Source organism: Williamsia sp. R60 (assembly GCF_054063855.1).
In genome coordinates this window covers 1,257,859-1,270,518 of record NZ_JBSSGR010000001.1, presented here as the reverse complement: position 1 = coordinate 1,270,518, position 12,660 = coordinate 1,257,859, and the positions used below count along the sequence as shown (strand labels likewise).

The 12,660-nt window shown below is 63.8% G+C and carries 11 protein-coding genes and 1 tRNA gene; 6 read left to right on the top strand and 6 right to left on the bottom strand.

Annotated elements, in window-relative coordinates; genetic code table 11:
* Window positions 1–153: 153 nt before the first annotated feature.
* The 5 genes from ACVWY6_RS05695 to ACVWY6_RS05675 form a co-directional block, all read right to left on the bottom strand.
* Window positions 154–1,002: a DUF4352 domain-containing protein gene (locus ACVWY6_RS05695; protein ID WP_457536596.1), complete on the bottom strand. Its 849-nt coding sequence runs from the start codon at window positions 1,000–1,002 to the stop codon at window positions 154–156.
* Window positions 1,003–1,483: 481 nt separating this feature from the next.
* Window positions 1,484–1,555: transfer RNA gene (locus ACVWY6_RS05690), tRNA-Val, on the bottom strand.
* Between the two features lie 94 nt (window positions 1,556–1,649).
* Window positions 1,650–2,132 carry a peroxiredoxin gene (locus ACVWY6_RS05685; RefSeq protein ID WP_457536594.1) on the bottom strand — a complete coding sequence of 161 codons (483 nt, stop codon included), beginning with the start codon at window positions 2,130–2,132 and terminating at the stop codon, window positions 1,650–1,652.
* Entirely contained in the window at window positions 2,129–2,551 is a 423-nt protein-coding gene (locus ACVWY6_RS05680) for a DUF3052 domain-containing protein (RefSeq protein ID WP_023953889.1), read from the bottom strand. The genes ACVWY6_RS05685 and ACVWY6_RS05680 overlap by 4 nt, the downstream gene beginning before the upstream one ends.
* Window positions 2,552–2,660: 109 nt before the next feature.
* Complete coding sequence (locus ACVWY6_RS05675) at window positions 2,661–3,194, bottom strand: hypothetical protein (RefSeq protein ID WP_317714302.1); 534 nt, start codon at window positions 3,192–3,194, stop codon at window positions 2,661–2,663.
* 197 nt (window positions 3,195–3,391) lie between these two features.
* Here ACVWY6_RS05675 and aceE point away from each other — a divergent pair, with 197 nt between their 5' ends.
* From aceE to ACVWY6_RS05645, 6 genes are all read left to right on the top strand, one after another.
* Entirely contained in the window at window positions 3,392–6,163 is a 2,772-nt protein-coding gene (gene aceE / locus ACVWY6_RS05670; protein WP_457536592.1) for a pyruvate dehydrogenase (acetyl-transferring), homodimeric type, read from the top strand.
* A gap of 83 nt (window positions 6,164–6,246) precedes the next feature.
* A complete protein-coding gene (locus tag ACVWY6_RS05665; protein WP_023953892.1) occupies window positions 6,247–7,539 on the top strand; it encodes a PucR family transcriptional regulator in 1,293 nt (430 codons plus the stop codon).
* A 169-nt stretch (window positions 7,540–7,708) separates the two neighbouring features.
* Window positions 7,709–8,617 carry an ACP S-malonyltransferase gene (locus ACVWY6_RS05660; RefSeq protein WP_457536589.1) on the top strand — a complete coding sequence of 303 codons (909 nt, stop codon included), beginning with the start codon at window positions 7,709–7,711 and terminating at the stop codon, window positions 8,615–8,617.
* Between the two features lie 131 nt (window positions 8,618–8,748).
* A complete protein-coding gene (gene acpM / locus ACVWY6_RS05655; protein ID WP_023953897.1) occupies window positions 8,749–9,060 on the top strand; it encodes a meromycolate extension acyl carrier protein AcpM in 312 nt (103 codons plus the stop codon).
* A 6-nt stretch (window positions 9,061–9,066) separates the two neighbouring features.
* On the top strand, window positions 9,067–10,332 hold the full coding sequence (locus ACVWY6_RS05650) for a KasA/KasB family beta-ketoacyl-ACP synthase (RefSeq protein WP_030171718.1): 1,266 nt from the start codon (window positions 9,067–9,069) through the stop codon (window positions 10,330–10,332).
* 60 nt (window positions 10,333–10,392) lie between these two features.
* The gene (locus ACVWY6_RS05645) at window positions 10,393–11,844 is read left to right on the top strand and encodes an acyl-CoA carboxylase subunit beta (RefSeq protein ID WP_023953901.1); all 1,452 of its coding nucleotides are present in this window, start codon (window positions 10,393–10,395) and stop codon (window positions 11,842–11,844) included.
* Between the two features lie 236 nt (window positions 11,845–12,080).
* Here ACVWY6_RS05645 and ACVWY6_RS05640 read toward each other — a convergent pair whose 3' ends face one another.
* Complete coding sequence (locus ACVWY6_RS05640; RefSeq protein ID WP_023953903.1) at window positions 12,081–12,599, bottom strand: DUF3145 domain-containing protein; 519 nt, start codon at window positions 12,597–12,599, stop codon at window positions 12,081–12,083.
* Window positions 12,600–12,660: the final 61 nt, after the last annotated feature.

Sequence of the window (12,660 nt, the reverse complement as noted above, 5' to 3'; positions counted from 1 at the left end):
CGGCTCTCGACGTTGCCAGAATATTCGGCGATCTGACGAAGCCGCAGGGCGTATTGCGCGGGGCAACAGGGAAACCCTCAGCCGTTCTCCTGCGGGGGCGAAGCAAGTGGAGCTAGTGCAATTGGTGCGCGTTTCAGGTGTGTGGCGCGGTCGCTAACCCGCGCATTCCTGGGTCCATCCTGTGGTGCCGTCGGTGAACATCGTAGTGCCGGTCTGGTAAGTGGGCCCGTTCATGCAGTAGTCAATCTCTTTGCCTGGGAGCGGCGTTGGTTCACCCGTAGGTGCTGCGGTGTATCCGATCGGCGGCTCCTCGCTCACGACGGGAGCCTCGATCGGTGCCTCGTAAGTTGGCTCGGCCGTTACTTCTGGTGTCGCGGCGGTCTCGACCGTGGGCGCGAGCGGACCGGGTGTCTGTGGCGTGATGACAACGAAAGTGGGGTCCTCGGAATCCCTCTTGGTATCGGCAAAGCCGAAAATCCTGACGTCCGCCGATTCAGGTACCTCGAACACGTAAGTCATCGGCGAGGAGAATCCGGGCTGAAGGTTCCCATTACACTCGGGAGTGCCTTGGAGTTTGTACAGTTCGTCGACCGGGTCGAACATCCGGTTGGTCGCGTCAGCGGCGAACACTTCGATGGGCCAACTGCATGTCAGATCCATCGAAACCTGTCCGACATTCTCAACGGTGACGTCCACGCGGACGAACTTTCCGCCCGCCCGAGGAGCAACGTCGCCATAGACGTCATAGCCGCTGTTCTTCCGCATGCTGTTGGTCATCATCGGGATGGTCGGTGGATTGGTTGCGCTGGTCACCGTGAGCTTCACGCCACCGTTGGTAGCAACATCTCCGATCTTGAATGTCTCTACCTTAGGCGCGGTGGTCGTCGTTGCGATCGCTGCGGGCGCTTCGGCCGACGATGAGGCAGGTGCGTCTTTGCCTCCGCTGGAACAGCCCGCAATGAGGAGTGAGAGTGCGGCGACAGCCACCAGCGTGCGCATCATGTTGGAACTTTCTCTATGATCGGGCCGCGACCCGATGGATGTAGGCGCCGCAACCGATTCTCGGAATTGGACTGGAGGCCGGAGTCTCAGAATCATCTATCACTCGGTTGAGTTTCTGGAGATAACGGACCACAACCATCCGAACAGCTCACCGATCGCTGACTTTTCTAATTGTTCGCACGGAGCGAGCCGGGGGCGGCGGCCCGGTGCCGGCGGTGACGGTGAACGTGCCTGGAGACGCTGTGTGGTGGACGACCAACGCCGCGCTGCTCCGCTGGTGTAGCAATCGTCGACGGCTCGCAGGGCTCAGATGGCCGCGCGTGCCAATTCATCGTTATCGCCTTGGCTCGGTCGTGTGGACGCTGGCGTCACGAAGAAGACGTGTGCGCACTACCAGAACAACTCGCTGAGCCAAGCTGCTGAGAGGCCTCGGACGCTTATGACACAACGGGCGAAAACGGGTCCAACCCTCCAAATGCTGTGCGCGCAAAGGGATTCGAACCCCTGACCGCTGGTGTGTAAGACCAGAGCTCTACCGCTGAGCTATACGCGCGGGGCGACCGGTACGAAGGCGAGTTCGCCGGCCGCGACGGCGAGAGAAAACATGGACTCGCCGCCCGTCCGACACCCGAAAGCGTCAGACACCTTCAAGAATCTAGCGCGGCCAGGGCTTTCTCCCAAAGCGACTGGTCACGGACCTGCCCGGCGGCCATCTGCTCGGAGAATGTGATGTGTCCGGTCTTGTCGATGACAAAGGTGCCGCGGTTGGCGTAGCCCTTGTCCTCGTTGAAGACGCCGTACAGCTGAGCAACGCGGCCGTGGGGCCAGAAGTCCGCGAGGATCGGGAACAGATACCCCTGCGCCGCCGACCACACCTTGTGGGTGGGCGATGTACCCACCGACACCGCGATGAACGCCGAGTTGTCGTTTTCGAAGTCCGGCAGCCGGTCGCGCACCATGCTCAGCTCACCTTCACAGGTGCCGGTGAACGCCATCGGGAAGAACACCAGCAGCACGTTCTTCTTACCGAAATAGTTGGACAGGGTGATGTCCTGATTGTTCTGATCACGCAACGTGAAGTCAGGAGCCGCGGTTCCCACCGCGAGCTCCTGATGAACGGAGTCGGTCATGCCTTCTTGCCGGCTCGCGTCTTCGGTTGAACCAGACGAGATCCCAGCCAGTCACCGAAACTCACGGCACTGGTCTGGGTGAGGCCCGCGGTCGGCGCGGCTTCGGCGACCTCACTGGGGTCGACGTAACCGTCGCTTCCGGTCTTCGGCGACAACACCCACACGAACCCGTCGTCGGCGAGCGGCGTGATGGCATCCATCAGGGCGTCGACCAGGTCGCCGTCACCGTCCCGCCACCACAGCACCACCATGTCGACGACCTCGTCGGAGTCGTCGTCCACCATCTCGGCGTCGATGGCATCCTCGATGTCGGCACGCAGGTCGTCGTCGGTGTCCTCGTCCCACCCCAGCTCCTGCACGATCATGCCCGCTGTCACTCCCAGCTTCTGGGCGCGATCACCATCTGAAGCGGCAACCAACGCGACGACCTCCTGTCAGTAGAAAAATAGGCGAACACTGTCCGTGTCCGCTTCGATGACTCAAGCGAACAGGGTAAACCCCCAAGTTGCAAGCCGAATGGCACCTTTTTCAACCGGCAACTTTCCCGCACGCGTCCACAGCCTTGTTCCTGGCGTCGATCCACTTGTCCGCCGGATCGTTGAGGCCGGCCCGATATTCGTTCCTCACCGCGGTCACCAACTCCCGGTTGCGGTCGAGGAAATTCCGTACGAGAGTCTGCACGGGCTGCTCGACGCCGCCCACCAGTTTCGCGGTAATTGCCTGCTCACCGGCGGTGAGCTGGTCGATCACCACCCGACTGCTGTCGCCCATCTGCGAATAGGACTGCACGTCATTGAGTTTGGTGACGAACTCGTTGTAGCCGTTGAGCATGGTCACCACGGTGGTGGTGAATTGCGCGCAGAGGCCGACCGTCAGCGTGCGCGCAGCCTCGGCGGCCCTCGACGATTCTGCGATCCTCGATTGCTCCGCCGCGACCGACACGTCGCTCTGGTAGGCACGCACGTCGCTGGGGTCTACGCCACTGGAACCGTCGACAGTGGTGGCACATCCGGTGAAAAGTGCCCCGGCCACCACAACGCCGACCACCCACCTGGACTTCACAGAGCAGATACTGCCCCATGTACCGCTCGAACATCCAGAGCAACACATGTAGGTTCGGCTAGTTTGCCGTCCTCCGATGCCAACGAACATCACATGCGGCACGATTGAGAGAACGCCGAGGACCTCACCAGGGTCCAGCGCCACATTTGGTTTCTGGCAGTCACCCTGCCGGACGACTCGAGGAGAAGACCAGCGTAGTGACTGACAGCACGAAAGCACCGAAGAACCAGCAGCGGGTTCGCGTCATCCGAGAGGGAGTCGCGTCCTACCTCCCGGACATCGACCCGGATGAGACCACTGAATGGCTGGAGTCCTTCGACGGTCTTCTCGAGAACGCCGGCCCCGGCCGGGCCCGGTACCTGATGCTTCGCCTGCTCGAGCGCGCCGGGGAGAAGCGGGTCTCGATTCCAGCCCTCACCTCCACCGACTACGTCAACACCATTCCCACCGAGAGCGAACCCTGGTTCCCCGGTGACGAAGAAGTCGAACGCCGCTTCCGCGCGTTCATCCGCTGGAATGCCGCGATCATGGTGCACCGCGCACAGCGTCCCGGCGTCGGCGTCGGCGGCCACATCTCCACCTATGCCTCGTCGGCCGCCCTGTACGAGGTCGGTTTCAACCACTTCTTCCGTGGCCAGGACCACGCCGGTGGCGGCGACCAGATCTTCATCCAGGGTCACGCCTCCCCCGGTATCTACGCGCGTGCGTTCCTCGAGGGCCGCATCGACGAGAAGCGGATGGACGGGTTCCGTCAGGAGCACTCCCACGCCGGCGAGGGCGGTGGGCTGCCGTCGTATCCCCACCCTCGGCTGATGCCCGACTTCTGGCAGTTCCCCACCGTGTCCATGGGCCTGGGCCCGATGAACGCGATTTATCAGGCGCGGTTCAACCACTACCTGAACGACCGCGGCATCAAGGACACCAGCGATCAGCACGTATGGGCGTTTCTCGGCGACGGCGAGATGGACGAGCCGGAGTCACGCGGCCTGGCGCACGTCGCCGCAACCGAGGGCCTCGACAACCTGACGTTTGTCGTCAACTGCAACCTGCAGCGCCTCGACGGTCCGGTGCGCGGCAACGGCAAGATCATCCAGGAACTCGAGTCGTTCTTCCGCGGAGCCGGCTGGAACGTCATCAAGGTCGTGTGGGGCCGCGAGTGGGATTCGCTGCTGCACAAGGACCGCGACGGCGCGCTGGTGAACCTGATGAACAGCACCCCCGACGGTGACTTCCAGACCTACAAGGCCAACGACGGTGCCTACGTCCGCGACCACTTCTTCGGCCGCGACCCGCGAACCAAGGAACTCGTCAAAGACCTCAGCGACGCCGACATCTGGAACCTCAAGCGCGGCGGCCACGACTACAAGAAGGTGCACGCGGCCTATGCCTCGGCGCTGGCCCACAAGGGCCAGCCGACGGTGATCCTGGCGCACACCATCAAGGGCTACACACTCGGCAAGCACTTCGAGGGCCGTAATGCCACGCACCAGATGAAGAAGCTGACCCTCGACGATCTCAAGGACTTCCGCGACAGCACGCGCATCCCGATCAGCGACGCCGAGCTCGAAAAGGATCCTTACCTGCCGCCGTACTACCACCCCGGCAACGACGCACCCGAGATCCAGTACATGCTCGATCGTCGTAAGACGCTCGGCGGTTTCCTGCCCGCTCGGCGCACCAAGAGCAAGGTGCTCAAACCGGACACCGCGCCGGCACTGAAACTGGCCGCGAAAGGTTCGGGCAAGCAGCAGGTCGCCACGACCATGGCCGTCGTCCGTATCTTCAAGGAACTGATGCGCGACAAGGAGGTCGGCAAGCGCCTCGTGCCGATCATCCCCGACGAAGCCCGCACCTTCGGCATGGACTCCTGGTTCCCGTCGCTCAAGATCTACAACCGCAACGGTCAGCTCTACACCTCCGTCGACGCGGAGCTGATGCTCGCGTACAAGGAGAGCTCGGTCGGACAGATCCTGCACGAGGGCATCAACGAAGCCGGTTCTACGGCATCGTTCACCGCTGTCGGTACGTCGTATGCAACACACGACGAGCCGATGATCCCGCTGTACATCTTCTATTCGATGTTCGGCTTCCAGCGCACGGGCGATGGACTGTGGGCGGCGGCCGACCAGATGGCACGAGGATTTGTCCTGGGAGCCACCGCCGGTCGCACCACACTCACGGGTGAGGGTCTGCAGCACGCAGACGGCCATTCGCTGCTGCTCGCGGCGTCGAACCCGGCAGTGGTGGCCTATGACCCTGCGTTCGGATACGAGCTCGGGCATATCATCGCCGACGGCCTGCGCCGGATGTACGGAGAAGATCCCGAGAACATCTACTACTACATCACCATCTACAACGAGCCGATCAGTCAGCCGGCGCAGCCCGACAACCTCGACGTCGCCGGACTGCTCAACGGCATCTACCGCTACGCCGAAGCTCCCGAAGGCAAGGAGTACCCGGCGAACATCCTTGTCTCCGGCATCACCATGCCCAGTGCCCTCAAAGCACAGGAGTTGTTGGCCGAGGAATGGAACGTGGGCGCAAACGTCTACTCGGTGACGTCGTGGAACGAGCTGTCCCGTGATGGTGTGGAGTACGAGAAGGCATCGCTCCGCGATCCCGACGGTGAGCACCAGCAGCCGTACGTCACCGAGGCGCTCGCCGAGGCCGCGGGTCCGTTTGTCGCGGCCAGCGATTTCATGCGTGGGGTTCCCGAACTGATCCGCGCCTGGGTCCCGGGCACCTACCTCACCCTCGGTACCGATGGATTCGGTTTCTCCGACACCCGGCCGGCCGCGCGTCGGTTCTTCAACGTCGACGGTGAGTCGATCGCGGTGGGTGTGCTGTCGGCGCTGGCCCGCGATGGCCACATCGAGGCCAAGGTCGCTGCCGAGGCCGCCGCGAAGTACATGATCGACGACGTACTCGCAGCGCCGAAGCAGACGAGCGACCCGGGTCCCGGCGCCTAGGCCGAGTCCCACCCCGCCCGACGAGGGGATCGCCTGCGGGCAGCGTCCGACCTGAAACCGTTCCGCTGACATAGATTGGTCAGATGGACGAGTCACGTGCGGTCGAGCAGCCCGCCGGCGATCTCTTCGGGCCGCGGGGTGCCCATGTGCCCGCCCCGGCCAACGTGCACGACGCACTGCCGGACACACTGCTCCGCCGGGTGAAGCAATACAGCGGCCGGTTGGCCACCGAGGCAGTGCACTCGATGCAGGACCAACTGCCCTATTTCGCCGACCTCGAGGCAGGGCAGCGAGCCGATGTGCAGCTGGTCGTGCAGACCGCGGTGGTCAACTTCGTCGAGTGGCTTCAAGATCCTGAAGGCAACGTGAAGTTCACGGTGCAGGCGTTCCAGGTGGTGCCGCAGGACCTGGCCCGACGGATCAGCTTGCTGCAGACCGTCGAGATGGTCCGGGTGGCCATGGAGTTCTTCGAGAAGTGGCTGCCCCTACTTGCCCGAAACGACGCCCAGCTGCGGGCACTCACCGAGTCGGTGCTGCGCTACGGGCGCGAGATCGGGTTCGCGGCGGCATCCATCTACGCGTCTGCAGCCGAATCGCGCGGTGCCTGGGATTCGAGGCTTGAAGCGCTGGTCGTCGACGCCGTGGTGCGCGGCGACTCCGGACCCACCTTGCTGTCGCGAGCAGCCGCGCTGAACTGGGACACCGAGGCCACCGCAACGGTGCTGGTGGGTATGCCGCCACCCGAGCGCAACGTGTCGGTTCCCCTGGCGGTGCACAACACCGCCCGCCAGCACGACCGCGCGGCGTTGTCCGTCGTCCAGGGCAGCCTTCTGGTCGCCATCGTCAGCGGACCAGTCGCCGTGAGCGAGCCGTTTGTCACCGATCTGCTGAAGCTCTTTGCCGAGGGCCCGGTGGTGATCGGCCCGACAACACCCAATCTGGGGGCCGCGCACGCCAGCGCCATCGACGCACTCGCCGGTATCGAAGCAGTGGCGGGTTGGCCCAGCGCTCCGCGGCCGGTGCATTCCTGGGAGCTGCTGCCGGAGCGGGCACTGCTCGGCGATCAGACCGCGATGACCACCCTCAACGACTCCCTGATCACTCCGCTGACCAAAGGCGGCGACACTTTGACCGTCACGCTGGACGCCTACCTCGACTCCGGAGGGTCGGTGGAGTCCTGTGCCCGTGAACTCTTCGTTCATCCAAATACTGTCAGATATCGACTAAAGCGGATTTCGGACATAACTGGCCGCGATCCGATGAACCCGCGAGATGCGTACGTACTTAGGGTTGCCACAACTGTCGGCAGATTGGCACGAGTTCGACACGACATGCGCACAGTTTTCTCTTCAGTCACACGAGCAACAGGACACTAGGGGCCAAGGTGACAATTGTGCATCACTTCACATTCGGCTAACGCATATCGATGTGGTGACGATGCAGGCACGCTGATGTGGTCATTTGTGGGAACCCCACAAAGGCCTTGCTCAAGGTTCATCGCGTCCAACACCCTCACCACAGGCCGATAGGGTGTTCTCTTGTCAGGTGCTCTCCTTGCTTGCGCCCGGACAGGGTTCCCAGACCGTCGGTATGCTCACCCCTTGGCTAGAGCTGCCCGGCGCCCGCGACCAGGTTTCGACCTGGTCGAAGATGACGAAACTCGACATCGCACGACTCGGCACCATCGCGACGGCTGACGAAATCACCGATACCGCCGTCACCCAGCCGCTGGTCGTGGTGTCCGCACTGCTCGCATTCGACGAACTCTCCAAACGCTCTCCCCTGCCGGTCGACGCTCTCGTCGCCGGCCACTCTGTGGGCGAGCTGGCCGCAGCCGCCATCGCCGGTGTACTGACTGCCGACGAGGCCGTGGCCCTGGCTGCTGTCCGCGGCGCCGCGATGGCAAAGGCATGTGCACTCGAACCCACCACCATGGCTGCGGTGCTTGGTGGCGACGAAGCTGCCGTCCTGGCCCGTCTCGAAGAACTCGACCTGGTTCCGGCCAACCGCAACGCGGCGGGACAGATCGTCGCTGCGGGCGCAGTCGCGGCCATCGACGAGTTGATCGCGAACCCGCCGGAGAAGGCGCGCATCCGTAAGCTCGCGGTCGCCGGCGCCTTCCACACCAAATACATGGAGTCTGCGCAGGAAGCGGTGGCCCAAGCTGCCGCGGACATCGTCCCGCAAGACCCGAACAGGACGTTTCTCTCCAATTCCGACGGCCAGCCCGTCACCTCCGGGCGCGATGCGCTCGACAAACTGGTCGCCCAGGTCACCAGCCCGGTGCGGTGGGACCTGTGCTCAGCCACGATGCGCGACAAAGCCACCACCGCGCTCGTCGAGTTGCCGCCCGCCGGCACACTCACCGGAATCGCCAAGCGCGAACTCAAGGGAACTCCCACCCGGGCCCTCAAGACCCCCGACGACCTCGAGGGACTCACCGATCTTGGATAGCGGTGGCGACGCGCCTCGCGTCTCCATCCCCGGAAAGTGACAGACCGAGCACGCAGGTCGTCACAGTCCAACGCGGCGTTCGCACGCCGTCCGGAAGACACCCGCAATACGAAGAAGAAGGGAGCCACATAGTGGCCGCCGCACAGGAAGAAATCATTGCCGGACTCGCTGAGATCATCGAGGAGGTCACCGGCATTGAGCCCTCTGAGGTGACTGTAGAGAAGTCGTTCGTCGACGACCTTGACATCGACTCGCTGTCGATGGTCGAGATCGCAGTGCAGACCGAAGACAAGTACGGCGTGAAGATCCCGGACGAGGATCTGGCCGGACTGCGCACCGTCGGTGACGCCGTGTCGTACATCCAGAAGCTCGAGGCTGAAAACTCCGACGCCGCTGACGCGATCCGCGCCAAGATCGAGGCCGACAAGACCACCGGTGAGTGATTATCAGTGACTAACTCTCTTCGCGATTACTCCACCCTCGGCGGGAATTTCCCGAACGTCGTCGTGACATCGATGGTTGCCACCACTTCCGTCGGCGAAGACCTCGATTCCACGTGGAAGGGTCTTCTCGCCGGAGAGAGTGGCATCAAAACGCTCACCGACGACTGGGTCGAGGAGTACGACCTCCCGGTCCGGTTCGGTGGGCGGCTTGTCAAAGATCCGACCGACGAGGTCTCGCGGGTCCAGGCCCGCCGCATGGCCTACGTCGAGCGGATCGCCTATGTGATGGGCAAGCGTCTCTGGGTACATGCCGGCGAGCCCGACGTCGAGAAAGATCGTCTCGGGGTTGTCATCGGCACCGGACTCGGTGGCGGCGACGCTCTCATCGAGGCCGACAGGGTCATGAAGACCACGGGCAACTACCGCAAGGTGTCCCCGCTGGCAGTACCCATGTCGATGCCCAACGGTCCCGCCGCGGTCGTCGGCCTCGAGATCGGGGCCAAGGCCGGCGTCATCACGCCGATCTCCGCCTGCTCCTCGGGATCTGAGGCCATCGCTCACGCGTGGCGTCAGATCGTCATGGGTGACGCCGACATCGTCGTCACCGGTGGCGTCGAGGGTCACATCGACTCGGTGCCCATCGCGAGCTTCGCGATGATGCGTGCGATGAGCACCCGCAACGAGGACCCGGCCGCAGCCTCGCGCCCGTTCGACAAGGACCGCGACGGCTTCGTCTTCGGCGAAGCCGCTGCACTCATGGTCATCGAGCGTGAGGACCACGCTCGTGCCCGTGGCGCGCACATCCACGCGCGCGTGCTCGGTGCGGGCATCACATCCGACGGCTACCACCTGGTCGCACCCGACCCGGAGGGAACCGGCGCCGCGCGGGCAATGAAACGCGCGATGTCGACAGCTGGGCTGAGTGCCTCGGATATCACCCACGTCAACGCCCACGCCACGTCCACCTCGGTGGGCGATACGGCTGAAGCGTTCGCGATCAACGCGGCCGTCGGCGATCATGCCGCGGTCTACGCACCGAAGTCTGCCCTCGGGCACTCCATCGGTGCGGTGGGGGCACTCGAATCGGTTCTGACCATCAAGGCCATCGAAGAGGGAGTCATCCCTCCGACCTTGAACCTCGACAATCAGGATCCGGAAATCAACCTCGACGTGGTTCACGGTGAACCCCGTTACGGCCAGATCGAATACGCCATCAACAACTCGTTCGGATTCGGTGGGCACAATGTCGCGCTCGCCTTTGGGCGCTACTGACCCGTTGCCCCCTGTTCCTTCACGACAGGGCGCTTGAAGATCTACCTGTAAGGAGATTCCATGACCACCATGGCCCCGATCACCAAGCACGAAGAGTCGGTCGATCCGCGAGATCCATTGCTGCGCTTGACCAATTTCTTCGACGAAGCGTCGATGTCGTTGCTGCACCCCCGCGACAAGTCGGGAGTGCAGGCTGCAGTCGGGCGAGTCAACGGTGTTCGCACCGTCGCCTACTGCACCGACGGCACCGTGATGGGTGGGGCCATGGGGGTGGTGGGATGTAAGCACATCGTCAACGCCATCGACACCGCCATCGCCGAGCAGGCGCCGGTCATCGGTATCTGGCATTCCGGCGGAGCGCGGTTGGCCGAAGGCGTCGAAGCTCTGCACGCCGTCGGCGAGGTGTTCGAGGCGATGGTCCGCGCGTCGGGTTACGTCCCGCAGATCTCCGTGGTCGTCGGCTTCGCAGCCGGCGGCGCCGCATACGGCCCAGCCCTCACCGACATCGTGATCATGGCCCCGGCCGGACGCGTGTTCGTCACCGGCCCCGACGTGGTCAAGAGCGTCACCGGCGAGGTCGTGGACATGGAGTCGCTCGGCGGCCCACTCACCCACGGCAAGAAGTCGGGCGTCTCGCACATCACCGCAGACTCCGAGCCCGACGCCTACTGGCGAGCACGCCGGCTCATCGCCACCTTCAGCCAGCAAGGACACTTCAGCCGCCAGAAGGCCGAAGCCGGCGACACCGACCTGCGGGCCCTGCTGCCCGAGTCGAACCGTCGCGCGTACGACGTCCACCCGATCGTGCGGGCCCTGCTCGACACCGACATCGCGGCCGACGGCGAAACCGAGATCTCGAGTTTCGAAGAGCTGCAAGCAAAATGGGCTCCGAACATCACCATCGGGTTCGGCCGACTGTCCGGCCGAAGTGTCGGCGTCATCGCCAACAACCCGCTGCGCATGGGCGGCTGCCTCAACTCCGAAAGCGCCGAGAAGGCTGCACGTTTTGTGCGTCTCTGCGATGCATTCGGCATCCCCCTGATCGTGATGACCGACGTCCCGGGCTACCTCCCCGGAGTCGGCCAGGAATGGGACGGCGTCGTCCGACGTGGAGCCAAACTGCTCCACGCATTCGCCGAATGCTCGGTTCCCCGCGTCACCCTGGTCACCCGCAAGATCTACGGCGGCGCCTACATCGCGATGAACTCGCGTGCCCTCGGTGCCACCGCCGTGTTCGCATGGCCGGGATCCGAGGTCGCCGTCATGGGTGCCAAGGCTGCGGTCGGCATCCTGCACAAGAAAGCCCTGGCAGCAGCGCCCGACGACGAGCGCGAAGCACTGCATGAACGTCTCGCCGTCGAGCACGAAGCCATCGCCGGCGGCGTGGGTCGCGCACAGTCGATCGGCGTGGTCGACGAGATCATCGATCCCGCCAAAACCCGCAGCATCATCGCCGAAGCACTCGCATCGGCGCCGGCACGTCGCGGACGCCACAAGAACATACCGTTGTGAATTGTTCGCTTCGGTGTGGGCCTTGTTGCGTGCTCTTCGCTCGTCACGTGGCCGCTTCGCGACCGCGTTCCTCACTGCATCGCACGCGGCCCACACCTTCGCTCACGTAGGGCCGCGTTCCTCGTTGCATTGCGCGCGGCCCACACCTTCGCTCACGTGCGGCTAGCTAGCTGACATTCAACGCAAAGCGGGCCCGGACTTTTCAGTCCGGGCCCGCTTTGGTCTGTTCTCTACGTTCAGCCCACGCGCTGATGCAGCCAGGTGACCTCTGCGCCATCGCCGCCCATGCGGAACGACTCGAGGGCCTCGTCCCACGCGGTGCCGAGCGCAGCATCGAGCGCGCCGGCCAATTCCATTCCGTCGGTGTGCGATTCGATGAGTGCGCGCAATTGCATCTCGCCCACGATCACGTCGCCGTTGGCGCTCATCGAACCGCGCCACAATCCGAGACCGGGCACATGGCTGAAACGTTCACCGTCCACACCTTCGCTGGCGTTCTCGGTGACCTCGAAACGCAGGACCGTCCATTCACGGAGGGCATTGGCCAGTCGGGCACCTGTACCCACGGGCCCCACCCAGTCGACCGTGGCACGCTGCAACCCCGGCCCTGCGTCCTGCGCCGACCATTTCAGGTTGGCGCGGGCGTCAAGGGTCGACGAAAGAGCCCACTCGACATGTGGGCACAACGCGACGGGTGCGGAGTGTATGTACACAACACCCGATGTCACGTCCGCAAACTGATTCAGATTGCGCACTTTCCACCTCCGGTTTCGACGAGAACGTCTTCCCCAACGTCTGTCGCACCAGGAGCAGATA